Annotated in this window: 27 protein-coding genes; 17 read left to right on the forward strand and 10 right to left on the reverse strand. The window is 45.2% G+C overall.

The features are described 5' to 3' along the window. The first annotated feature begins 11 nt into the window (after window positions 1–11). Entirely contained in the window at window positions 12–1,169 is a 1,158-nt protein-coding gene (gene lnrN, locus NST79_RS04560) for a linearmycin resistance permease LnrN (protein ID WP_101172084.1), read from the forward strand. Between the two features lie 72 nt (window positions 1,170–1,241). Here lnrN and padR read toward each other — a convergent pair whose 3' ends face one another. Then, window positions 1,242–1,790, reverse strand: coding sequence for a transcriptional regulator PadR (padR, locus tag NST79_RS04565; protein WP_003233588.1), 549 nt, complete (start codon window positions 1,788–1,790; stop codon window positions 1,242–1,244). Between the two features lie 272 nt (window positions 1,791–2,062). Between padR and estB the strand changes: the two genes are divergently transcribed. Together estB and NST79_RS04575 are read left to right on the forward strand one after the other, a co-directional pair. Continuing rightward, window positions 2,063–2,695, forward strand: a complete 633-nt coding sequence (gene estB, locus NST79_RS04570; protein WP_167407984.1) for an esterase EstB — start codon at window positions 2,063–2,065, stop codon at window positions 2,693–2,695. Between the two features lie 217 nt (window positions 2,696–2,912). Then, window positions 2,913–4,001, forward strand: a complete 1,089-nt coding sequence (locus NST79_RS04575; protein ID WP_015252525.1) for an acyltransferase family protein — start codon at window positions 2,913–2,915, stop codon at window positions 3,999–4,001. 35 nt (window positions 4,002–4,036) lie between these two features. Here the strand turns inward: NST79_RS04575 and NST79_RS04580 are convergent, their stop codons facing one another. Both NST79_RS04580 and NST79_RS04585 read right to left on the reverse strand, forming a co-directional pair. After that, window positions 4,037–4,654, reverse strand: a complete 618-nt coding sequence (locus NST79_RS04580) for a TetR/AcrR family transcriptional regulator (protein WP_042978133.1) — start codon at window positions 4,652–4,654, stop codon at window positions 4,037–4,039. After that, a complete protein-coding gene (locus NST79_RS04585) occupies window positions 4,620–5,873 on the reverse strand; it encodes an MFS transporter (protein WP_212059903.1) in 1,254 nt (417 codons plus the stop codon). Before NST79_RS04585 ends, NST79_RS04580 begins: the two co-directional genes overlap by 35 nt. A gap of 123 nt (window positions 5,874–5,996) precedes the next feature. On the opposite strand from NST79_RS04585, the gene bstA reads away from it, so the two are divergent. After that, complete coding sequence (bstA, locus tag NST79_RS04590) at window positions 5,997–6,533, forward strand: bacillithiol transferase BstA (RefSeq protein WP_021481174.1); 537 nt, start codon at window positions 5,997–5,999, stop codon at window positions 6,531–6,533. Here the strand turns inward: bstA and NST79_RS04595 are convergent. Then, window positions 6,530–8,086, reverse strand: a complete 1,557-nt coding sequence (locus NST79_RS04595) for an MFS transporter (protein ID WP_212059901.1) — start codon at window positions 8,084–8,086, stop codon at window positions 6,530–6,532. The two genes, bstA and NST79_RS04595, sit on opposite strands and share 4 nt — an antisense overlap. 111 nt (window positions 8,087–8,197) lie before the next feature. Beyond that, the gene (locus NST79_RS04600; protein ID WP_015252522.1) at window positions 8,198–8,680 is read right to left on the reverse strand and encodes a MarR family transcriptional regulator; all 483 of its coding nucleotides are present in this window, start codon (window positions 8,678–8,680) and stop codon (window positions 8,198–8,200) included. A 171-nt stretch (window positions 8,681–8,851) separates the two neighbouring features. On the opposite strand from NST79_RS04600, the gene mprF reads away from it, so the two are divergent. Then, a complete protein-coding gene (gene mprF / locus NST79_RS04605; RefSeq protein ID WP_212059899.1) occupies window positions 8,852–11,422 on the forward strand; it encodes a bifunctional lysylphosphatidylglycerol flippase/synthetase MprF in 2,571 nt (856 codons plus the stop codon). 18 nt (window positions 11,423–11,440) lie between these two features. Here mprF and NST79_RS04610 read toward each other — a convergent pair whose 3' ends face one another. Continuing rightward, a complete protein-coding gene (locus tag NST79_RS04610) occupies window positions 11,441–12,418 on the reverse strand; it encodes an iron-siderophore ABC transporter substrate-binding protein (RefSeq protein ID WP_212059897.1) in 978 nt (325 codons plus the stop codon). A gap of 130 nt (window positions 12,419–12,548) precedes the next feature. On the opposite strand from NST79_RS04610, the gene NST79_RS04615 reads away from it, so the two are divergent. From NST79_RS04615 to NST79_RS04630, 4 genes are all read left to right on the forward strand, one after another. Beyond that, entirely contained in the window at window positions 12,549–13,550 is a 1,002-nt protein-coding gene (locus NST79_RS04615) for an iron ABC transporter permease (protein WP_212059895.1), read from the forward strand. Continuing rightward, window positions 13,547–14,578 (forward strand): iron ABC transporter permease, encoded by a 1,032-nt coding sequence (locus NST79_RS04620; RefSeq protein WP_003233568.1) that lies wholly within the window; start codon window positions 13,547–13,549, stop codon window positions 14,576–14,578. The genes NST79_RS04615 and NST79_RS04620 overlap by 4 nt, the downstream gene beginning before the upstream one ends. A 114-nt stretch (window positions 14,579–14,692) precedes the next feature. Continuing rightward, window positions 14,693–15,574, forward strand: coding sequence for a PhzF family phenazine biosynthesis protein (locus NST79_RS04625; protein WP_003242763.1), 882 nt, complete (start codon window positions 14,693–14,695; stop codon window positions 15,572–15,574). An 87-nt stretch (window positions 15,575–15,661) separates the two neighbouring features. Continuing rightward, on the forward strand, window positions 15,662–16,246 hold the full coding sequence (locus NST79_RS04630; RefSeq protein ID WP_046160214.1) for a nitroreductase: 585 nt from the start codon (window positions 15,662–15,664) through the stop codon (window positions 16,244–16,246). Window positions 16,247–16,284: 38 nt separating this feature from the next. On the opposite strand, the gene NST79_RS04635 is transcribed toward NST79_RS04630, so the two are convergent. From NST79_RS04635 to NST79_RS04645, 3 genes are all read right to left on the reverse strand, one after another. Further along, window positions 16,285–16,476: a YfhD family protein gene (locus NST79_RS04635; protein ID WP_003233561.1), complete on the reverse strand. Its 192-nt coding sequence runs from the start codon at window positions 16,474–16,476 to the stop codon at window positions 16,285–16,287. A 66-nt stretch (window positions 16,477–16,542) separates the two neighbouring features. Next, entirely contained in the window at window positions 16,543–16,653 is a 111-nt protein-coding gene (locus tag NST79_RS04640; RefSeq protein ID WP_003223230.1) for a YfhE family protein, read from the reverse strand. Window positions 16,654–16,707: 54 nt separating this feature from the next. Next, entirely contained in the window at window positions 16,708–17,619 is a 912-nt protein-coding gene (locus tag NST79_RS04645) for a TIGR01777 family oxidoreductase (protein ID WP_212059893.1), read from the reverse strand. Window positions 17,620–17,707: 88 nt separating this feature from the next. Here NST79_RS04645 and recX point away from each other — a divergent pair, with 88 nt between their 5' ends. From recX to NST79_RS04660, 3 genes are all read left to right on the forward strand, one after another. Then, window positions 17,708–18,502, forward strand: coding sequence for a recombination regulator RecX (gene recX, locus NST79_RS04650; protein WP_212059891.1), 795 nt, complete (start codon window positions 17,708–17,710; stop codon window positions 18,500–18,502). Window position 18,503: 1 nt separating this feature from the next. Then, window positions 18,504–18,818: a YfhH family protein gene (locus NST79_RS04655; RefSeq protein WP_212059889.1), complete on the forward strand. Its 315-nt coding sequence runs from the start codon at window positions 18,504–18,506 to the stop codon at window positions 18,816–18,818. A 142-nt stretch (window positions 18,819–18,960) separates the two neighbouring features. Further along, on the forward strand, window positions 18,961–20,154 hold the full coding sequence (locus NST79_RS04660; RefSeq protein ID WP_003243500.1) for an MFS transporter: 1,194 nt from the start codon (window positions 18,961–18,963) through the stop codon (window positions 20,152–20,154). A 31-nt stretch (window positions 20,155–20,185) separates the two neighbouring features. Here NST79_RS04660 and NST79_RS04665 read toward each other — a convergent pair whose 3' ends face one another. After that, a complete protein-coding gene (locus tag NST79_RS04665) occupies window positions 20,186–20,338 on the reverse strand; it encodes a small, acid-soluble spore protein K (protein ID WP_003223241.1) in 153 nt (50 codons plus the stop codon). Between the two features lie 124 nt (window positions 20,339–20,462). On the opposite strand from NST79_RS04665, the gene NST79_RS04670 reads away from it, so the two are divergent. The 5 genes from NST79_RS04670 to NST79_RS04690 all read left to right on the forward strand — a co-directional run bounded on the left by NST79_RS04670 (window position 20,463) and on the right by NST79_RS04690 (window position 23,880). Continuing rightward, on the forward strand, window positions 20,463–20,732 hold the full coding sequence (locus NST79_RS04670; protein WP_003243789.1) for a YfhJ family protein: 270 nt from the start codon (window positions 20,463–20,465) through the stop codon (window positions 20,730–20,732). A gap of 144 nt (window positions 20,733–20,876) precedes the next feature. Continuing rightward, complete coding sequence (locus tag NST79_RS04675) at window positions 20,877–21,395, forward strand: SH3 domain-containing protein (protein ID WP_003243363.1); 519 nt, start codon at window positions 20,877–20,879, stop codon at window positions 21,393–21,395. Window positions 21,396–21,479: 84 nt separating this feature from the next. After that, complete coding sequence (spdL, locus tag NST79_RS04680; protein ID WP_024573182.1) at window positions 21,480–21,812, forward strand: SdpC immunity protein SpdL; 333 nt, start codon at window positions 21,480–21,482, stop codon at window positions 21,810–21,812. Continuing rightward, window positions 21,799–22,659, forward strand: a complete 861-nt coding sequence (gene ephM, locus NST79_RS04685; RefSeq protein WP_014479220.1) for an epoxide hydrolase EphM — start codon at window positions 21,799–21,801, stop codon at window positions 22,657–22,659. Before spdL ends, ephM begins: the two co-directional genes overlap by 14 nt. A gap of 231 nt (window positions 22,660–22,890) precedes the next feature. Then, window positions 22,891–23,880: a glycosyltransferase family 2 protein gene (locus NST79_RS04690; RefSeq protein ID WP_003244113.1), complete on the forward strand. Its 990-nt coding sequence runs from the start codon at window positions 22,891–22,893 to the stop codon at window positions 23,878–23,880. The last annotated feature ends 15 nt before the right edge of the window (window positions 23,881–23,895 follow it).

The following is a 23,895-nucleotide window of genomic DNA, read 5'->3' on the forward strand; positions in this document are numbered from 1 at the left end:
AGGTACAAAAGGTGAAAAAAATTCTAGCCATTTGCGGCATTGAGCTTTCTCTCATTTTTAAGAAGCCACAGAACTATTTGATCATGTTTGCTGCCCCGCTTTTGCTTACCTTTGTATTTGGGAGTATGCTCAGCGGCAATGATGATAAGGTGCGGCTTGCAATCGTTGATCAGGACGATACGATTCTCTCACAGCATTATATTCGGCAACTGAAGGCACACGATGATATGTATGTATTCGAAAACATGTCTGAAAGCAAAGCGTCAGAAAAGCTGAAACAAAAGAAAATTGCCGGGATCATCGTCATTTCCCGCTCGTTCCAGACACAGCTGGAAAAAGGCAAAAACCCTGAGCTGCTTTTCCGTCACGGCCCTGAGCTGTCGGAAACGCCGATGGTCAAACAATATGCAGAAAGCACATTGGCAACGCTCAATATTCAGGTGACCGCGGCAAAAACGGCATCTCAGACAGCGGGAGAGAACTGGAAGGCGGCGTATAAAACGGTTTTCGCCAAAAAACATGAAGATATAGTTCCGGCTGTAAAACAGCAGACGCTCAGTGATAAAAAAGAGGGTGCGGAAGCAAGTGACACAGCCTCCAGAGCAGCAGGGTTTTCCATCCTGTTTGTCATGCTGACCATGATGGGAGCGGCTGGAACCATTTTAGAAGCAAGAAAAAACGGCGTCTGGTCCAGATTGCTTACAGCCTCTGTCAGCCGAGCTGAAATCGGTGCTGGGTATGTGCTTTCCTTCTTTGTTATTGGCTGGATTCAATTTGGCATATTGCTTCTTTCCACCCATTGGCTGTTTGGCATCAACTGGGGGAATCCGGCTGCGGTTATGGTGTTGGTGTCGCTTTTTCTGCTGACCGTTGTCGGCATTGGATTGATGATTGCGGCCAATGTCAGAACGCCAGAACAGCAGCTTGCGTTCGGCAACTTGTTCGTCATCGCAACATGTATGGTGAGCGGGATGTATTGGCCGATCGACATTGAACCGAAATTTATGCAATCCATCGCTGAATTTCTTCCGCAAAAGTGGGCGATGAGCGGGCTGACGGAGATTATCGCTAACGGTGCCCGCGTCACAGATATTCTCGGAATCTGCGGCATCTTGCTTGCTTTTGCAGCAATCACTTTCGCAGCGGGGCTGAAAGCGCTCCGAGCCTAAAAAACATCTGCCGTTTAGGCAGATGTTTTTTTGCATGTGGGTACATTCGTATAGGTGTAGCCTGAACTGCGGTTAATCCTTATCTATCATAGCTAAAATTGATTCCAGCCAAGAAACGTAATTTTTCTCCCGCTCCAGCGCTTTCGTCAGCACAAGATAGTGGCCGAAGTCCGGTGAAGAAAATGACATCGGCTCTGCTGAAGCCATAAGCTTTTCATAGCTTCCCTGTAAGTCAGAAAGCTTGGCCTGGCGTTTTTGCAGCTGGTCTTTGAACAAATCAGAAGCCTCCTGGCGCGATAGACAAGAAATGAAATAAGCCTTCAGCATAAATTCATCCTTCACCGTCTCGGGTATCGGCTGGTGGCGGATCAGCCAGTCATGCAGCTCCTGCTTTCCGCTGTCTGTCAGGGTGTACATCTTTTTCTCCAGCTTTGTGCCCTGAATCGTTGTCCGGAACGTGATAAATCCTTCATCCGTCAGCTTTTTGAGCTCAGGGTAAATCTGGCTGTGCTTGGCGCTCCAAAACTGGCCGAGCTCCTCTTTAAAATAACTCGTAATATCGTATCCACTCAATTCGCCTTTTCGCAAAAGCCCTAATATGGCGTATTTTAATACTCTCATGCTATCCTCCGTGTCTGGCTGTTTCGCAAAACAGATGAGCCGGTGCTCAACTGTGATTCTAACTGCCTATTCCCCTTATTATAGAAAAGGGAGGAAGGGAACACAACCGGGCTCTTTGGAAATGAAGATAAAAGGTTTGTCAGAAGGTATCCGATTTATCACCGTCAATATAAAAGAGATTTAAATTTAATTTTCAGAAAAAATATTAACCATATTGATTTTTTATGTATAATAGGAAATTGGTGGTATCAACATGTTAAGGGGGAATAAACGTGAAAAAAGTACTTATGGCATTTATTATTTGTTTATTGCTGATTCTATCTGTTTTAGCCGCTCCGCCGTCTGGCGCAAAAGCTGAATCAGTACATAATCCTGTCGTTCTTGTTCATGGAATAAGTGGTGCATCATACAACTTTTTCGCTATTAAAAACTACTTAATTTCTCAAGGCTGGCAAAGCAACAAACTGTACGCAATTGATTTTTATGATAAAACAGGAAATAACCTAAATAACGGCCCGCAGCTTGCTTCATATGTTGACCGTGTTTTAAAAGAGACGGGGGCAAAAAAAGTAGATATTGTGGCTCATAGTATGGGAGGCGCCAATACGCTGTACTATATTAAATATTTAGGCGGGGGCAATAAGATTCAAAATGTCGTAACGCTTGGAGGGGCTAATGGTTTAGTGTCATCAACGGCGCTACCGGGCACAGACCCTAATCAAAAGATCCTCTATACATCTATTTACAGTCTCAATGATCAAATTGTTATCAATAGCTTGTCTCGGTTACAAGGAGCGCGAAACATCCAGCTTTATGGCATCGGTCATATTGGCTTGCTTTCTAATAGCCAAGTGAACGGCTATATCAAAGAAGGGCTGAATGGCGGAGGCCTCAATACAAATTAATATCTTCATAAAAAACCTGCAGTCTCCGATACGGCAGGTTTTTTGCATTTTCTAGCAATCTCGTCTGAGAAAGATACACCAAAAAGCCAGAGGGGTTTATGACCTTAGTCTATCATGCATACGTCAATTTATGACATCAGGCACTTTTTCAAATAGAGCGGACATGTTAAGGTACAACCATCGATTTCTATAAATTTGAAATAAAAGGAGCGCTGTTATGCAAATTAAAGAAATTTTTATGATCCGCTGCATTTCGTGCTTAAGTGTCGTCTTGCTCCATATCATTTCAATGGTCCTGATGCTTCAGGCAGAAGCTCTTGCAGATATTTCTCACACTGTTGATTCTTTCCGCACACTCCTGATGTTCAGCACGCCCGCTTTTATTTTCATCTCTGAATTTTTACTGGCCCGTTCTTATCCTGATGGGGTGCCTGACGGTTTTTTAAAGAAGCGGGGAAAAGTGATTTTTGTTCCTTTTCTATTTATCGCGGCCATCGATGCGCTGCTGATGACCAGTGCGATGGGGGGAGAGGTAACCTTTCTCGCGTTTGTGCAAAAATATCTGGAGAACGTATTCTTAGGAAACTTTATCGGATACTTCATTCTCGTCATCTTTCAATTTTACATGCTGCATATGATGTTTCATGAGTATTTGAAAAAAGCATCGCCGAAATGGGTGCTGTCTATCTCATTTGTGGTGACAGCCGCTTATTTAGGCTATTTCTCAGCAGCCAGCCCGGCTCCTGCTTCTGAAGAGGGCGGGGCATTTCCGTTCTTCTGGGTTCCGTTCGCAGGCTGGCTTTTCTACTTTTGTCTAGCCTACTATTGCGGAAAAGAATACAAGCGTTTTTTAGCGCTGCTGAACCAATACCGCTGGGTGGTGTACGGCGCCGCAATTGCTTCTGGGGCGCTGGTTGTCACTGTTTCTTATGTGGGTGAAATCGGCATGATCAGCTCGAAGCGGCCTGATATCATGCTGTATTCAACAAGCATGATTTTTCTGTGTTTTCACTTGTTCTCCAAAATGAAGCATGTGCCGAAAATCATGATGTTTATCAGCAACTATTCCTTTTCGATTTATCTGCTTCATGCCTATTTTATGATTATAGGCTACGTGTTGCTTTTGAATATGCCCGACATTCCTGCCGTACCGGCTGTTCTCCTGCTGTTTGCCGTGTGTACAGCCGGCCCGATTATGACCTCATGGGCGCTGAATAAGTTCAAATATGGGTATTTATTTGTGGGGAAAATTTATCAGCCAAAACAGAAGAAGGTAACAGTCGAAGTGCGTGATCACGCAGGGTGAAAAACAAGCGGCAGGGGGGCTCCTGCCGCGTTTCTTTACTTCTCATCCGCTTGCAGAACTGTTTTTAAATATAGTTTTGCAGACTCAGCAAGTCCAGATACATCAGCCTTTTCTTCATCGAAATACAGGGCGTTTTGAATGATGCCGTCATTCATATTGAGGAAAAACTTGGCGATAGTCGCAAGAGGCTGAAGCGGCTGAAACTCTCCCTGATCGATCCCTTTTTGCAATAGCTTTGAAAATCTTTCCACAAAAAGATCATACCTTTTCTCCAAATACTGCCTACGTTCCTCATTCCGCCAAGCTGTCACTAAATATTCAAATTGCACCGGCGCCAGCGTATCTGCTACATCACGCAGGCCCTCAGTCAGTTCATCCAAATAGATTGAAATGGCGGACCAAACACTTTGGTGTTCAGCTGATTTATCAAGCTTTCGGAGTCCTTCATCCAGCCCTGTTTCAATAATGCGGCGAAACATCTCCTCAGTGCTTGAAAAATAAAGATAGACACCGCCCCGGCTGAAACCTGACTCTTCTACAACGTCCTTCATCGTCGTTAATTCGAATCCTTTACGTTTAAAAACCGTTTTGGCAGCCTCTAAAATCTTTGCCTGTCGTTTATCCTTGTGCTCCTTTGTTACTTTTGGTGACAAGATATCGCCTGCTTTCTGAAACTTTCTTACCTACAAGTGTAATCAACCCAATCAAGATCAGCAAGCAGCCACAGACAAGAAAAGCAAGTGAAACACCGATCCATTCCGCCAGCATGCCTCCGCCCGCCATGCCGAGGATGGAGGCGAGGGTTGTCGCGCTCTGAATGGCGCCAAACACCCTGCCGCTGTAATCAACCGGCACTGTTGTTTGCACGAGAATTTGAAATGGAATATGGACCAGACCAAAAGCCGCTCCCATGATGAAAAAAGCGAAAATAAAAAGAGCAATGCCGGCAATTCCCATTCCGCTCAGAAATGGCACGCCTCCAGTTGCTAGTCCAAACAGAAAGGTCCCAGCTGAGAAATAAAGAAAATAAGAGGTGATTCGCCGTCTGCCGGCAATTGCCGCCGTAAGGAGCATGCCGGCTCCGCTGACGGCCATGCACCAGCCTGCAAGCTCAGGCGGAGCGCCTGAAAAAGAACGGATAAGAATGATAGCCTGGGAATCACCAATCTGCAAAACAAAGAGAACGACGCAAGCTGTGAGTAAGCCTATTAAAAGAAGCGGCATCCGTTTCAAATACTGAAGGCCTTCTTTAATAGAAGCAAGTGCTGATGTTTTTTCTTGAGGTGTATTGGCTTTTTGTAAAAAAGCATCTTTGGGGAGGAAAAACAAAATGACAGCGGAAAGAAGAAAGGCGCCGGCGTTAATATAGAAAACAGAATGTATAGAGACAGCAGCGATCAGCATGCCGCCAAGGGCAGGGCCGAAGATTTTTGCACTGTTATCAATGATGCTGCTGGCGGAAACAGCCTGCTGAATGTGTGCTTCCGGAGCCAATTCCTTAAGCTTTCCGTTTTTAGCAGGTGAAAAAAGTGAAGAAAAACAGCTCTGAAGGCATAGCAATACGTAAAGCTGCCAAAGCTCACTGACATAAACGCAGCTGATAACGGTGAGGGCACGTCCGATTTCAGACAGAAACATGATCGTTTTTCTGTCAAAACGGTCGGCAAGCAGACCCGATACAGGTCCGAGTACAATGACAGGCAAAGCAAACGACATCATTAAAAGCGACATATCTAATGGAGAAGCATGAAGCTGAAAAGCGGCTAATGTTAGCACGGCCAAAATGTGAAGCCAGTCTCCAAGTGAAGAAATGGTTTGCGAGGCTAACAGTGTCATCAGTCCTTTTTGATTGCGAAACAACGGTTTTTCCATGATTCATCCTCCTGATTATTAAAATGACACTAGTGTCGTTTTTTATTGTATGGGAAAAAGACACAATATACAATCTTTTTCTTGTAAAATAAAAGATAAGAGTGAAAAGAAGAGGGAACATGCATGACAACAGACAACTTAAGCTACCCAATAGGAGAATACAAGCCGAGGGAATCCATATCGAAGGAGCAAAAAGATAAATGGATTCAAGTACTTGAAGAAGTGCCGGCAAAATTGAAGCAAGCTGTAGAGGGCATGACGGACAGCCAGCTTGACACACCATACCGGGACGGTGGATGGACCGTTCGGCAAGTTATTCATCATCTGGCTGACAGTCATATGAACAGCTATATTCGTTTTAAATTGAGCTTGACGGAAGAGACACCGGCTATCCGTCCGTATGATGAAAAAGCATGGTCGGAGCTAAAAGACTCGAAAACGGCAGATCCGAGCGGCTCACTCGCGCTTTTGCAGGAGCTTCACGGAAGATGGACGGCTCTGCTCCGAACCCTGACGGATCAGCAATTTAAGCGCGGATTTTATCACCCTGATACAAAGGAGATCATTACCCTGGAGAACGCGCTCGGCCTGTATGTCTGGCACTCACATCACCATATTGCTCATATTACGGAGCTTTCCAGACGGATGGGGTGGTCTTAACGCTTTTGCCGGCGGAAAGCCGGAATACTGATAGCAGCAATCACCAGAAGTGAGATCACAGCAGCCGCTGCATATAAATGATCATAGCCGCTGGCGACACTCGCATGAATGGCGTCGCTTATCGCGGTTTTGACTTCAGGAACGGGAATGCGTTCGATTTGTTCTTGTAAAGAAGAAACATCAGAACTGTCGATCTCCGGAATCATCTGCATCGCCTTTTCTGAATATCCGCTGTCCGATAAGTGGCTGCTGATCTCATCACCTATTTGGTCAAACCCGGCTGTGATAAAACCTGCATAAAGAGTAGGCGCCAAGGTCAGTCCAATTTGCCTTACTAATGAAAGCGTGCCAAGAGCTGTACCCTTATTTGTTTTTGCCGCTTCTGATACAAGGACGTTCAGCGGAGCGCCTAACAGAAAGCCAAAACCGATCCCAGCTGCCACACTTGCGATCACAAACTCCCATTTTTCCGTGACCCAGAGCGGAAATAAAGCAAACCCCGCACATGAGATGATTCCCGAAAGAATAACGGTTTTTACAGGACCTTTTTTGTCGGTAAGCGCTCCGCCAAGCCAAGCGCCGATTCCGGAAGCCAACGCAAGCGGTGTCATCCAATAGCCTGCTTTTGCGGCAGGGACACCCAAATACTGCTCGACATATGACGGGATAAAAATGACTGCCGCCAAGAGCCCCCCGGATAACAAACCGATGATAAGCGTGCGCTGAAACATATGGTTTCGCAGCAGAGAATACGCCAAAATGGGATCGCCTCCTCGCATTTCAACTCTCTTTTCATACGAGATAAGCGCTGCAAAACAGAGCATGCCAAAAATAATACATCCATAAACCTCCGGATTCCCCAAGCTGTGTAAGAGATTTGCCCCGTCAAGGTTCGTCATGCCGTACATCACGGCTAAAATCGACAGGGACAGAAGGAAGATTCCGGCCGCGTCGAGGCGCTTAGCTTCAGGTGCTTTTGTTTCCGCGATAAAATATGCGCCGAAAACAACCAATAGCACGGCAATCGGCAAATTAATCAAAAATAGCCAATGCCAAGACCCGGTCCAATCAAGCAGAAAGCTTCCGATATTTGGCCCGAGCACAGCGGCCATCCCGTTCATTGCGCCAAGCAGCCCAAGCGCCTTCCCCTGTTTTTCCTTTGGAAGGGTCGCGAGAATGTGAGAGCTGCCGATGATGAAAATCCCGCCGCCTCCAAGCGCCTGAATCAGCCGCGATATCAGAAAGAGCGGGAAGCTTTGGCTCAAAGCAACAAGCAAAGAACCAAGTCCGAACAGGTAAACCTCAATGAGAAAGAGTTTTTTTCTGCCGTAGCGGTCGGAAAGCTTTCCGACGATTGGCACACTGACGCTAAGACCGAGCGTATAAAGGGTAATGCCCCATGATCCCCAGGAAGGAGAAACGGAAAACGACTCGTTTATCGTTGTTAAGGCAGCTGAAATAATTCCGTTATCTAGCGCAGCCATAAATACACCAATCGTAAACAGGCTGATCGCCCACTTTTGGCCTTTCTGCTCTGTTAATGCTTCAGGCATATTCATCAACCCCTTTTTTATTCACTCAAAGTATATTATTCATTTTAAATGAACTAAATGTCAAATAAAAAAAGCCTGCTCCCGCAGTTTGCGGATGACAGACTTACAGATTTATTCTTTTTTCGCATTCTCTAATGCTCTTGAAAGGATAGACAGCCCTTCGGAAACAGCCTGCTTTTCTTCAGGGGACAGCAGCTCTAATGAACGCTTCAATTTCAGGTGGCCTTTTTCATACAAACCCCGGAAAATCTTTTTCGCATTCTCTGTCAACTGAACAACTACAGAGCGGCGGTCCTCTTCAGAATGTGAGCGTTTGACAAATCCTGATTTTTCAAGCCGGTCAAGCAGCCCAGTTGTATTGGATAGGGAAGCCCCCATTTTTTCAGCAATGTCGCTCACTTTCAATGTTCCATGGTTGTTTAATAGCATCAGCACCTTCATTTGCGGCATGCTCATATCCAGTTTCATCCACTCGGACACATCACCGAGCCCGGCGGACGTTAAGACTTTCATATAGAGCACCCATATTTCCCGTTCCTCCGATGAAAGAATGTTTTCGTTTAATACTGTTGTATCGTGTAAATTATATTCCATTTCATCACTTCCTCATCATTCACTCCTCTTACCATATTACTCGATTTTCACTCCTGAAAGAAAGTGAGCAGAAACCGCATGCGGGACTTTGTCCGAAAAATAACGGTAGTGTATAATGAGTTGGAGATTATTGGGGGAGAGGATCGAACTAGAATATGATTGGAGAGACCATTGCTGATTAAAAAGAATGCTTTATCAATATTAAAAATCGTTTTTCCTATTGCTGTTTTGCTATTTGTTATTTATCAATCGAAAAAAGAACTGACAAATCTGTCATTCAAACGTACGCTCATGGTCATCAACGGACTGGAACGAACGGACTTATTCATGCTTGTGTTGATCGGCTTGCTGGCTGTTGCGGCCATGTCGCTGTATGATTACGTCCTGAAATACTCACTGCGCCTATCGATCACAAACGGAAAAGTATTCAGGGTTTCCTGGATCGCCAATTCATTTAATAATGTGTTGGGATTCGGCGGTTTAGCCGGAGTCGGGTTAAGAATGATGTTCTATAAGGAGCATACGAAAGACCATAAGGCACTCGTGAAAGGAATCGCCTGGCTCACATCATCTATGCTGCTCGGATTATCTGTTTTCAGCATTTTCGTCGCTGCGAGAGTGCTGCCAGTGGATGAAGTGATTCATGAAAAGCCTTGGCTATGGGCGGTCGTTATCGGTTTTGCGCTGATATTGCCGCTGTCTTTGGCGGTGTCCAAAATAAAAGACCGCAAAGCTGGGGACGAAGAGAATGCGGATAAAGTGAAAAATCCGATTTTCGCATATATTGGAGCTTCAGTTGTTGAATGGCTCATGGCCGGGACCGTCATCTATTTTGCTTTGTTCGCTATGGGCATTCATGCAGATATCAGGTATGTGTTCGGGGTGTTCGTCATTGCGGCGATCGGAGGAATGATCAGCCTCGTGCCGGGCGGCTTCGGCTCGTTTGACCTTTTATTTTTGCTGGGGATGGAGCAGCTTGGCTATCATCAAGAGGCCATCGTTACTTCTATTGTGTTGTACAGGCTCGCCTACTCATTTATCCCATTTATCTTGGGACTGTTCTTTGCCGCCGGCGACCTGACGGAAAATACAATGAAGCGGCTCGAAACGAACCCGCGCATCGCACCGGCAATTGAGACGACAAACGTTCTGCTTGTTGTTCAGCGTGCGGTATTAGTGAGAATTTTGCAAGGCTCGCTTTCCCTTATTGTGTTCGTAGCAGGTCTGATTGTCTTGGCCTCAGTTTCCTTGCCGATTGACAGGCTGACGGTTATACCGCACATTCCGCGCCCGGCGCTTTTGCTGTTCAACGGCCTGTCCTTAAGCTCAGCGCTCATTCTGCTCATTTTGCCGATCGAGCTTTATAAACGGACAAAACGTTCCTACACGATGGCCATTACAGCGCTTGTCGGCGGCTTTGTGTTCAGCTTTTTAAAAGGGCTTAACATCAGCGCGATATTCGTACTGCCGATGATTATCGTATTGCTTGTGCTATTGAAAAAACAATTTGTCCGCGAACAGGCATCCTATACACTGGGACAATTGATATTCGCTGTGGCGCTGTTTACTGTGGCGCTCTTTAACTACAATCTGATCGCGGGCTTTATTTGGGACCGGATGAAGAAGGTGCTGCGTCACGAATATTTCGTCCACAGCACCTCGCATATTACACATGCAACCATCATGGCGATCATCATTGTGCCGCTGTTCTTCTTTATATTTACAGTGGTCTATCATAAGAGAACGAAACCGATCGGAGAGAAAGCTGACCCTGAGCGTCTTGCTGCGTTTCTCAATGAAAAAGGCGGCAACGCGCTGAGCCATCTTGGTTTTCTTGGAGATAAGCGGTTTTATTTTTCTAGCGATGGAAATGCACTGCTTCTGTTTGGGAAAATCGCCAGAAGGCTGGTCGTGCTCGGCGATCCATCTGGCCAAAGAGAATCATTCCCGCTCGTGCTGGAAGAATTTCTAAACGAAGCGCATCAGAAGGGATTCAGTGTTTTGTTCTATCAAATTGAACGAGAGGACATGGCGCTGTATCACGATTTTGGCTACAACTTCTTTAAATTGGGCGAGGAAGCATATGTAGATTTAAATACATTTACCTTGACTGGGAAGAAAAAAGCCGGCCTTCGGGCAATCAATAACCGCTTTGAGCGGGAGGAGTATACTTTCCATGTGGATCATCCCCCATTTTCTGATGCGTTTTTGGAGGAGCTGAAGCAAATCTCAGACGAATGGCTCGGCTCGAAAAAAGAGAAGGGATTCTCGCTCGGATTTTTTGATCCTTCCTATTTACAGAAAGCGCCGATCGCCTATATGAAAAATGCAGAAGGAGAGATCGTTGCATTCGCAAATGTCATGCCGATGTACCAGGAAGGAGAGATATCGGTTGATCTGATGCGCTATCGCGGCGACGCTCCAAATGGCATTATGGACGCATTGTTCATCCGCATGTTTTTATGGGCAAAGGAAGAGGGCTGCACGTCTTTTAATATGGGAATGGCACCCTTGGCCAATGTTGGCACTGCCTTTACATCCTTCTGGTCCGAAAGGTTTGCCGCTGTCATTTTTAATAATGTCAGATACATGTACAGCTTCAGCGGCCTAAGAGCCTTTAAAGAAAAATACAAACCGGAGTGGCGAGGGAAATACTTAGCGTATCGGAAAAACAGATCTCTTTCTGTCACCATGTTCCTCGTTACACGTCTGATTGGCAAAAGCAAAAAAGACTCCGTCTAATAAGACGGAGTCTTTTTTTTATTTCGTTTTTAAGAAGTAGGTTTCAATATCATCAAGCAGATAGTTTGCTGCTTTAATTCCGCCTGCGGTTGTCCACACGACGTCATCGACTTCATGTGCATTACCTGACTTCACGGCCTTTAGGTTTTTCCATAGTGAACTGCTTGTCCACTGATTGGCCCATTTTTCATTTTCTTTTGCATTATCGGCTTTATAAGTGAAATAAAACAGCACATCAGCATCCATATCAGGAATAGATTCTTTACTGTCGGTTGAGAACGTAAATTGGTCCTTTTGTTTCTTAAACAGCTCCACTTGTTTTTCAGGGCGTTTGAAGCCAAGCTGGTCTAAAATAATCCCAGGAAATGAATCGGTATAATAGATTCTTGACTCACCGGATAAAAAGCGTACGACAGAAACGGTTTTGTTTGTCTGGTCGCCCAGCTTGTTTTTTAAATCAGAAACGCGTTTATCAAAATCGGCAATGACTTCCTTGCCTTTGTCCGCCTTATTCACCGCGTTGGCGTATAGAGTCAGGTTATCCTTCCAGTTCCCGGCCAAAGATTCAGCAAAAACAGTCGGCGCAATCGCATTTAACTGATCATAAATTTTTTCCTGGCGCACTTTGTTTCCAATAATCAAATCAGGCTTTAATTCTGCGATGGCTTCCACATTCGGTTCCGTTTCAAGACCGACGTTTTGAACACCTTTCATGTCATCTTTCAGATAGTCATACCACGGGTCGCCCTTCCATGACTTTACGGCTCCGACCGGCTTAATGCCAAGCGCTAAGAGCGCCTCTGTTCCTTCATTAGTTAAAACAACAATCCGTTTTGGATTGGCGGGGATGTTGTCTGATGTCCCCATTGCATGTTTGACCGTTCTTGTTTTGCTGCTTGACCCCTCGCTGTTGCTTGAACTTTCTGAACTATTACAGGCAGAAAGTACCATAACGGCCATTAAAAATACGAATAGCATGCTGATATGCTTTTTCATCTTTTTCCTCCCAATATTGAAATTCATTATCATTTAGATCATAATAAGCAGTGTTAAGAGTGTCAATCCCTAATTGAGGATTATTCTCAAAAACAAACATTACATAGTAAATAACTAGGAGAATTAGATCATGATCTGCAAAAAGGCATCTTCAAAATGGATTGTGTTAGTATGTCTGATTTTCATTTTACTGGCGGCTGTCTGCGCAAGCGTCGTGTATGGCTATACAGGTACGTCATGGAGACAGGTCTATCAGGCGTTTACTTCCTTCAACGGAACAAATGAGCATGTCATCATCAAGGATGTCAGGCTTCCGCGCGCTTTGGTTGCGACAGTCGTCGGCGCCTCGCTTGCAGCCGCAGGCGCTCTCATGCAGGCGCTCACAAAAAATCCGCTTGCGTCACCGGGGATTTTCGGGATTAACGCCGGTGCCGGTTTTTTTATTGTTGCCGGATCGTTTTTTCTGCATATTCAGTCACCTCAGGCATTAGTATGGAGCTCGTTTCTGGGGGCAGCATTTACCGCCGCGATCGTCTATGCAGCAGGCTCGCTTGGGAGGGAAGGGCTGACGCCAATCAAACTGACGCTGGCGGGAGCTGCCATGGCAGCCATGTTTTCTTCTCTGACACAGGGCTTGCTGTCTGTCAACGAACTCGAGCTTGCCCAGGTGCTTTTTTGGCTGACTGGCTCTGTGCAGGGCCGGAGTCTGGATCTGTTGATGACGATGTTTCCATATGCAGCGGCAGCGCTGGTAATCTGCTTCTTTCTCGGCCAAAAAATTAATCTCCTCGTTATGGGAGAAGATGTGGCAAAAGGACTCGGCCAAAAAACAAGCCTGCTGAAATTTGTGATGGCGCTTTGTGTTGTCATGCTTGCAGGGTCCGCTGTCGCCATTGCCGGGCCGATTTCTTTTATCGGCATCATTATTCCGCATTTTGCCCGCTTTGTCGTTGGTAATGATTATCGCTGGGTTCTGCCATTTTCCGCTGTTTTGGGTGCCATTTTGCTTGTTTGCGCGGATATCGGTGCGCGATATATCATTATGCCTCAGGAAGTTCCTGTCGGGGTCATGACCGCCATCATCGGAATGCCTGTGTTTGTGTACATCGCAAGAAGGGGGGCGAAGCTATGAAACTTCGTTTTGGCGTTACTGCGGCTGAAAAGAAAGCATGGATCGTCTTTTTAATTTTACTGGGGTTAACAGCTGCTGTACTCATCATAAGCGCTGGTCTCGGACAAAGGTTTATTCCTCCCTGGGATGTAGCAAAAACATTCTTTGGTGCAGGTTCCAAGCTGGATGAACTGATGATCATGTCGTTCCGCATGCCAAGAATTTTGACGGCTTTATGCGCCGGTGTCTGCTTGGCAGCGGCAGGCGCGATATTGCAGGGGCTCGTCAGAAACCCTCTCGCATCTCCGGATATTATCGGAATAACAGGAGGAGCGGCGGTAGCGGTCGTGCTTTTAATGATGTTCTTCTCAGACCGCAGCAGTTCACTTACGATCAGTCTGTCATGGCTTCCAGCAGCCGCATTTATCGGCGCATCGGCTGTCGGGCTCATCGTCTATTTACTGGCATACAAAAATGGCGCCTCCACATTTCGGCTGGTCCTTATCGGAATCGGATTTTCAATGTCGGCGCAGGCGATGACTACCCTGTTGATGATCAAAGGCCCGATTTACCGAGCATCACAAGCCAATGTGTATATCACTGGGTCAGTTTATGGGTCAAACTGGCAGCATGTAAAAATAGCTATTATCTTATCTGTCATTCTCTTATTCATTTGTTTTGTCGCGCTAAAAAATATGAATATACAGGTGCTGGGTGAAGATATTGCGGCGGGTGCAGGAAGCGCTGTGCAGCGAAATCGTTTTTTCTTGCTACTTTTGAGTACGGCTCTTACTGGTTGTGCAGTTTCAGTTGCCGGCACAATCGGTTTTGTCGGGCTGATGGCGCCCCATATTGCAAGACGGCTTGTCGGCTCATCTTATGGCGCGCTGCTCCCAGCGTCGGCACTTATTGGAGCTCTGCTCGTTTTAACAGCTGATATCGTCGGCAGAACCTTATTTGCTCCGGTGGAAGTGCCGGCCGGCGTCTTTACAGCGGCTATCGGCGCACCTTATTTTATTTATTTGCTCTATAAAACAAGAAATTCTTAATCGTTACACCCATTTTCTTAAAAAAGAAAATGGGTTTTTTTGATAATGACTGAAGATTCGTAATTATTTTTGCTATACTGACAGAGACATTGATAAAGAAAGGGCGGCAGATGAATGAAAGAAGCAGAGGTATTAAAATATGAAGCATTTACAAGCAGTCCCGGCAAAGGAAACCCCGCAGGCGTCGTTTTGCAGGGAGACGATTATACGGAAGACGAGATGCAGATCATAGCTGAGCGTGCCGGGTATTCAGAAACCTCCTTTATCCGAAAAAGCGAGTCGGCCGATCTTGAACTCCGTTACTTTACCCCTGGACACGAAATGAATTTGTGCGGTCATGCGACAGTTGCTTCTCTTTACGCATTATGTGAGAAAGGAATGCTGGAGAGCGGTAAAACGTACAGCATCCAAACGAAAGCGGGTATCCTGCCTGTGAAGATTTCTGAAAAAGATGGCCGCATTCATATCACGCTTGAACAGGCCTCTCCGCAATTCAAACCATTTACAGGCGATCGGAAAAAACTTGCGGACGCACTGGGTATCACCGATGAAGATTTTCATGAAGACCTTCCGATTGTGTTTGGCAGCACTGGGATATGGACAGCCATCGTTCCGCTTAAATCATTGGAGGCTTCCAAAAAAATGGTGCCAGATAACAAACAATTTCCGGAAGTGTTAGTTGATCTGCCAAAAGCTTCAGTCCATCCGTTTACCTTTGAAACCGTCCATCCCGACAGCGACCTGCACGGGCGCCACTTTTCATCCCCGTATTCGGGAACGATTGAAGACCCCGTGACCGGCACAGCATCCGGCGTGATGGGGGCTTATATGAAACATTATGGCAATGCCGAGCAGCATAAATTTATCATTGAACAAGGGCAGGAAATTGGAAAAGACGGAAAAGTGGAGATCGAAATGAACGAAGCCGGCGGCCATGTGAAAGTGAACATGACAGGAACAGCCGTTTACTCAGAAACCCGTATTCTTAAAATCTAATACGGATGATGGTTTACAAAAAGATGCACTTTCCGTTATCATTATGAAATGATAATCATTTTCAATTGCATAGGAAGGTGAGACGGTATGCCTCAAACCGAACAAATACATCAGCATTCAGTACTGCGGGACATCATACGCAGCAGAAGATCGATTCGAAAGTTTAAACAAGAGCCAGTACCTTCAGCAGTCATTCTTGACATGCTTGAAACGGCAAAATATGCGCCAAATCACAGAGTGACAGAGCCATGGAGATTTATTTACGTTTCCAGTGAGACAGGTAAAGCGAACCTCATTAATACATTTGCAGCGTTCTCTAAGAAATCCAAGCCGGATATGACAGAGGAAAAGCTTCAAAATTTCAAAAACACACTTGGGCGCGTTCCGGGATTTCTCCTCGTCGTGTTTCAGGAAGATGAAAACGAAAGAGCGCGGGACGACGATTTTGCGGCAACAAGCTCGTTGATTCAAAATCTTCAGCTTCTCGCTTGGGAAAAAGGAATCGGCATGGTTTGGAAAAGCGGAAAAATCCTTTATGACAAAGAAGTCCATCAGGCCTTTGGTTTACAGGATAATGAGCGTTTCGCCGCCATCATACAAACAGGTTATCCTGACGAGGCGCCGGAAGTGAAAAAACGCACACCGATCCGCGAACGGTTCACTGAAATGTAAAAAGCCCCTTGTCTCAAACGGAGACAAGGGGTTTTTCATTAACGAGATTTCTTTTTCGCTCTGTTGTCGGCTGCTTTCGCACGCTCTTGCGCTTCGCGGTCATCTGCATCAGCAAGCTCGGTTGAATATTCTTCGTAAACGCCGTCAGTTTCCCTTTTTAAGGCATCGGGAACTTGTGGAAGCTTTTGTTTGTTTTTATCACGGTTTTTGTGGATATGATTTCTGCCCATATCAAATTCCCCCTAAAAAGTGATATCAAACAAATATAGTATTTGGTTTTAAGGGGCTATGTATTCCTACTTCCGCTTAGCAGCTTTTTCCGCTTTTTTAAATTCGCCTGAATAAAGAACTTCCTGCATTTTTTTCAGGTTGGCGCCTTGCTGGTGCTTCTCCCTCTTTTTTTCCATAAAAAGGACCTCCTTCAACCATGTTATTCTTAAGGTTGACGCTTCCTGCTGTTTTTATACAGTCTTTCGGTCCGCTATCAGCTGTGAGAGTGCAAATTCAAGATCCGAATATGTAAAACGAAATCCAGAGGTTATCGCTTTTTTCGGAAGAGCGCGCTGTCCTTTCACAATCAAAAGACTCATTTCACCCAATGCTTTTGATAAAAAGAATTCCGGGACGGGGAGCCAGTGCGGGCGGTGCTTCACCCGTGCAATCGTTTTTCCGAATTGCTTCATGTCCACAGGATTGGGCGCGGTGACATTCATTGGGCCTGAGATGCCGGCGTTTTCCACCGCATATCGGATCATCTGGGCCGCATCCTCGACATGAATCCATGACAGCCACTGCCTTCCCGTTCCGATCGTTCCGCCGGCCAGAAACTTATAGGGGAGAATCATGAGCGGGAGAGCGCCTTTTTCTCCAAGCATCACGCCAAATCTCGCATAAACCGTCCTGATGCCCATCGCCTCAATATGCTGTCCTTCCTTTTCCCACAGGTGTGCAGTATGGCTGAGAAAATCCTCATCTGACGTTGCAGAATCCTCTGTGAAGGTTTTCTCAAGACTAGTGCCGTAAATACCCACGGCACTGGCTTGGATCAATGTGTTCGGCTTCTCCTTCTGTTTCTGAATAAGCCGCTGCACTTCACGCGTCGCATTGATACGGCTGGAGAGAATGTGCTGCTTTGTTTTATTTGTCCAGCGGCCAAAAATCGATTTTCCCGCAAGGTTTATCCAGACATCAATATGAGGAAGTTCCTGCTCCGGGGCGGCTCCTTCCGTCAGCCATTGGACATATGTCATATTTTTTTGTTCAGTTTCCCGTGCGTTTCTTGATAAAATATAAACATGGTGTCCCTGGCGGGTAAGAACGCCTGTCAGATGCTGGACGAGAAAACCGGTTCCGCCCGTCATTGCGATATTCATGAACATCTCTCCTCATCGTTCTAATAAATATACTTTACCTCATTTTAATAAAAGAAAACGCGTTTCAGGCCTGAGAAGGGAGATTAAGATGCCGTTTATTACAAAAATATCAACGCAAAAAAAGAATACGGAACGCTTCAATATTTTTCTGGATGATAAATACGCCTTCAGCGTGGACGCGGATGTGCTCGTGAAATTTGAGCTCAAGAAGGGAAAAGAACTCGATGATCTTGACATCATTGAGATTCAATACGGCGATGAAGTGAAGAAAGGCTTCAACCGTGCGCTTGACTTTTTATCCTATCGAATGCGGTCGACGAAAGAGGTCGAGGACCACTTAAAGAAAAAAGAAACCTCGCCCCCCGTCATTGCGGAAGTCATCCATAGGCTTAACGATTACAAGTACTTAAACGACCAGGAATTTGCCGCAGCCTATGTCAGCACTCACAAAAAAACAAACGGAAAAGGCCCTGATGTTTTGTTCAGAGAGCTAAGAGCGAAGGGAATTGATGACGATACAATTAAGGAGGCGCTAAGTTCCTTTTCCTTTGAAGATCAGACAAGAGAAGCGGTCAAGCATGTTGAAAAGCTTCTCAAAAAAGATAAAAAGCTTTCGACGAAAGAACTCAAACAGCGCGCCCAGCTGCAGCTTCAGCGCAAGGGCTTCTCATTTGATGTTATCAGCGCGGCGATGGATCAGATTGAATATGAAAATGATGAAGACACAGAGAAAGAAGCGCTGCGCCTTCACGCGGAAAAAGCGTTTAGAAAATACCGCTATGACGGCTCATATGAAAGCGTCATGAAGGTCAAACAATTTTTATTCCGCAAAGGATTCTCACTCGATTTAATCGAGCAATTACTGCAGGAAGAGGAGTACTGAAATGGAGAAACGATACAGTCAAATGACACCGCATGAACTCAATACCGAAATCGCATTACTTTCTGAAAAAGCAAGAAAAGCCGAACAGCATGGAATCATAAACGAACTGGCAGTGCTCGAACGGAAAATTACGATGGCAAAAGCATATTTGCTGAACCCGGAAGATTACTCACCGGGAGAAACATATCGTGTGGAAACCACTGAGGACGAGTTTACCATCAGTTATTTAAATGGCGTTTTCGCATGGGGATACAGGACCTCTTCCCCTCAGCAAGAGGAAGCGCTGCCAATCTCAGTATTGCAAGAAAAAGAATAAAGCGTAACAGGAGGCTGATGATCAGCCTCTTTTTGTTTGCAGCACATTTACACGAATTCTTAAAGAAAAAATCATTGAATTCACTTGAAAAATCTTTTAAGATGAAACTCGTTGTTTTTTAAAATCAAAGGAGGCGATGACGTTGAGTATCAAAAACCCATCTGTAAAATTTATTATATTTGTTCTTATGATTTGTACATTTTCAATCGGCTATACAGAATACGCGGTGATGGGTATTTTGACGTCGATTGCCAATGACTTTCATATACAGGTTTCATCCGCAGGGCTTCTTGTCACGGCTTATGCGGCAAGCGTTTGTTTGACAGGGCCGCTCGTCACCATCATTTCCGTCAAGCTTCCGAGAAAGCCTGTGCTTCTTGGGCTGATGGCGATATTTATCCTTTCCAACCTGATGAGCGCACTGGCGCCGAATTTTGCGGTATTGGCCATTTCAAGAATTTTATCTGCGTCCATTCACGGCGCTTTCTTCGCGATTGCCATGGTATTCGCAAGTGAAATGGTTCCGCCGGAAAAGCGTGCTGCAGCTGCTGCTTCAATGAACGGCGGACTGACAGTGGCTCTAATGCTTGGTGTTCCATTCGGCTCTTATCTCGGAGATGTCCTGAATTGGAGAGCGGTGTTTTCCATCATTACGGCACTTGGTGTCATCGGATTTTTAGGCCTTATGGCTGCCGTGCCGAACAGAAAACCAAAAGTGATCCCAATGCTTATGAATGAGTGGGGGGTTTTTAAACACAAACAAGTGCTGTTTTCCTTCGCGATTACCATTTTAGGCTATTCCGGTGTCTTTATCGCCTACACCTTTATCGAACCCATTTTGAGGCATTCAGCCGGATTCAGCACGGTTGGCATTACAGGTGCTCTCTTTGCGTATGGATTGGGAGGCGTTGCCGGGAATTTCTTTGCTGGAAAAGTACCGCTGCCTTTGCTGACTCGGACGATGATCGGCGTAATGATCGGTTTAATCGGTGTTCTGGCTGTATTTCCTTACATCGCCATTTACCCGGCTGCAGCCATTGTGGCAACGTTCCTATTCGGGGCATGCGCATTCGGCACGCCGCCTCTTCTGCAAACAAAGGTCATTTCCTCATCTGAGGGCGGCACAACCATTGCCGCAGCTGTCAGCGTATCAGCATTTAACCTTGCCAATGCCCTTGGTGCATGGATCGGCGGAATGATTTTAAACGGAACAGGCTCTTATTCCTGGCTGTTTGCAGGAGGTGCGCTTATGACTGCATGCGGACTTGTGCTTTCTACCTTCGCACACTTATCAGAAAAGAAGAGCGTCTACGAATATCAAGTCAATAAAGGGTAAAAACAGCTGCAGTGTATGCAGCTGTTCTTCTTTACCGTTTGCCTGAGGCTCTCATTCTTTCTTGAGGATGCTGATTGATAGATCCGTCAGCACGCTTTGAAGCATAATCGTCCTTTGCTCTCGGTTCACCCTGAAATTTGTTTTCGTTTTCGTAAGGAAATCCTTTTTCTTTATTTCGGACCATGTCATATCCCCCTAGATTCGAGATCAAAAAGTTGCGTCTTTCCAGATGAAGACGTAAGGTTAGTATATGGAGAACACTACGTAATAAAGCGTTATTTTTTTCCTGAAGAAAGGAGACTGCACACATGAATATGTACATTGAGAAACTGACTAATCTGCTTCTGGAAAAGAACGAGATGATCAGCTATATACAGGCAAAAACGTGGGTGGAATTGTTATGGAGCGATTTCGAAGCAACCTATGCAAAAGCCGGACACGCCTATCAAGGTGAAAAAATGACTGAAAAAATCGTCACACAATGGATTGAAAACTATGGCGGCCAGCTCCACCTTTTTCAAAGCTCCCGTAACGACGTGAATGATTACTTAAATCAAAGCAGAGGCCTTTTGCATTAAAAACCTGCCGTTAACGACCGGCAGGTTTTTTCATTTTCTTAAAATTACCTTAACAGGAAGAAATCATAAACAAAACATGTTTCACCAGCCTGTCAATCAGGGAATACCACTTATATCTTGTCAAAATGCGAGGAGGAGCTTTATATGAAAAAGAAACAAGTAATGCTCGCTTTAACAGCTGCCGCAGGACTGGGTTTGACAGCACTTCATTCCGCTCCCGCAGCAAAAGCTGCGCCCCTTCACGACATATCTGTCAGCATGCCATCATCCGATACTTACATCATAAAAGCAGGAAAACTGAATGTCCGGACTGAGCCAAATCATGAAGGTGATATTCTCGGCACTGTATCATCAGAACAAAAGGTAAAAGTCGATAGGTTCGTAAATGCCGATTGGGCTCAAATTCATTTCAAAGGAAAGAAAGCATATATTTCAACTCACTTTTTAATGAAAACCGCAAGCCAAGCGAAAACAACGAAACAGACAGCCTTCTATACACCGACGCCCGAAAACGGAAAAGCTAAGCAGCTCTCATCTGGAACAGAGGTGACAATACTTGGGTGGGGATTCAGTGAAAACGGCGGATTTGACTTCACTTGGGCGTTCGTGGATTATGGCGGAGTTAAAGGCTATATTCACACAAAGGATTTACAAATGCGATAAAAAGGCAGGCCGAGGCTTGTCTTTTTGCCTATGCATGAAACATTTCTTCTTTCTGCACGTAACAATGAGAAAGGAGATGATGATATGACGGGTTTAGTCGGCGGAGGGCTTATGATCATTGCGGGCATACTGATCAAACTGTTTCCTCCCAAATCGATCAACAGTGTGTACGGGTACAGAACGAGACGCTCAATGTCAGATCAAAGATTATGGAATGAAGCGAACCGTTACAGTGCATCATTAATGATCCTGTCAGGCTTGGTGATTGCGGGAATGGGTTTGCTGCTGGGATCAAACTTGATTATTCTTCAGCTTATCCTGCTGATTGCCGCCTGTGTCATAACATTTATGCTAACGGAGAAAAGGCTGAAAATCATGACGCACAGTCAAGGAGGAGATAGAAGTGGACGGAGTTAAATGCCAGTTTGTTAATACGAACGGAATCACGCTCCACGTTGCAGCCGCAGGACCGGAAGACGGCCCGTTAATTGTCCTGCTCCATGGATTTCCTGAGTTTTGGTACGGCTGGAAAAATCAAATCAAACCGCTTGTTGATGCGGGTTACCGGGTCATTGCTCCTGATCAGCGGGGCTACAATCTCAGTGACAAACCGGAAGGAATTGATTCATATCGGATTGATACATTAAGAGATGATATCATCGGGCTTATTACGCAATTCACTGATGAAAAAGCAATTGTCATCGGTCATGACTGGGGAGGGGCTGTCGCATGGCATTTGGCTTCCACACGCCCGGAATATCTTGAAAAACTGATCGCGATCAATATCCCGCACCCGCACGTCATGAAAACCGTAACGCCGCTTTATCCGCCGCAATGGCTGAAAAGCTCGTATATCGCATACTTCCAGCTGCCCGATATACCGGAGGCATCACTAAGGGAAAATGATTATGAAACATTAGACAAAGCGATTGGATTATCCGACCGTCCCGCGCTTTTTACATCCGAGGATGTCAGCAGGTACAAAGAAGCGTGGAAACAGCCGGGCGCGCTGACAGCTATGCTGAACTGGTACAGAGCCCTCAGAAAAGGAAGCTTGGCAGAGAAACCCTCTTACGAAACAGTACCTTACCGAATGATCTGGGGAATGGAAGACCGCTTTTTGAGCAGAAAGCTTGCGAAAGAGACGGAAAGGCATTGCCCGAATGGACATCTCATCTTTGTTGATGAAGCTTCCCATTGGATTAACCACGAAAAGCCAGCCATCGTCAATCAGCTGATTTTGGAATATCTTAAGAACCAATAAGCTAAAATTTCTCTCCATCCGTCTGTCATAATGGCAGACTTTTTCTGTGCGTTTTTTTCATAGTCTGTTTTAAACATGACAAAATAACATTAAAAATCATGAATGTCACCATAAAATTGTAACAAAAAACAGGTTTAAACGACTTTAAAAAAAGGAATAGCCTTACTGAAGATTTGTGTAAAACTCCCCTAAGGCAATACTTAAAAAGAATAATAAAAAGAAGGTGCCTTAATGAAGCAAGGATTAATCTCGATTATTATCCCGTCTTACAATGAAGGGTATAATGTCAAACTCATTCATGAATCTTTAAAAAAGGAATTTAAAAACATTCATTATGACTATGAAATATTCTTCATAAACGACGGAAGTGTTGATGACACGCTTCAGCAGATCAAAGACTTGGCAGCGACGTGCAGCCGGGTGAAGTATATATCTTTTTCTCGAAACTTTGGAAAAGAAGCCGCGATTTTGGCGGGCTTTGAGCATGTTCAGGGCGAGGCGGTTATTGTAATGGATGCCGATCTGCAGCATCCGACATATTTGCTGAAGGAATTTATCAAAGGCTACGAAGAAGGGTATGACCAAGTCATTGCCCAAAGGAACAGAAAAGGGGACAGCTTTGTCCGCTCACTCTTATCATCTATGTACTACAAGTTCATTAATAAAGCGGTGGAAGTCGATTTGCGTGACGGTGTCGGTGACTTCAGATTGTTAAGCCGCCAAGCTGTGAATGCACTTTTGAAGCTGAGCGAAGGAAACCGCTTCTCAAAAGGCCTTTTTTGCTGGATTGGCTTTGATCAGAAAATTGTATTTTATGAAAATGTCGAACGAAAAAACGGCACCTCCAAATGGTCGTTCAGCAGTCTGTTTAATTACGGCATGGACGGCGTCGTTTCATTTAATCATAAGCCGCTGAGATTATGTTTTTATACAGGCATTTTCATCCTGCTGCTTTCCATCATTTATATCATTGCCACATTCGTTAAAATTCTGACTAACGGTATTTCTGTGCCTGGGTATTTCACCATTATCTCAGCAGTGTTATTTCTCGGCGGAGTACAGCTGTTAAGCCTTGGAATTATAGGTGAATATATCGGCCGAATCTATTATGAAACAAAAAAACGCCCGCATTATTTGATCAAAGAAGCGAATATCCCGAACAAAGACCTGCCTGAAACGAACGAATTAAAAAGCATGCGGCGTCTGACAAAAATGCACTGAAAATACCAAACGCCA

The organism is Bacillus sp. PS196 (genome assembly GCF_037963555.1).
GTDB classification, from domain to species: Bacteria; Bacillota; Bacilli; order Bacillales; family Bacillaceae; genus Bacillus; species Bacillus subtilis.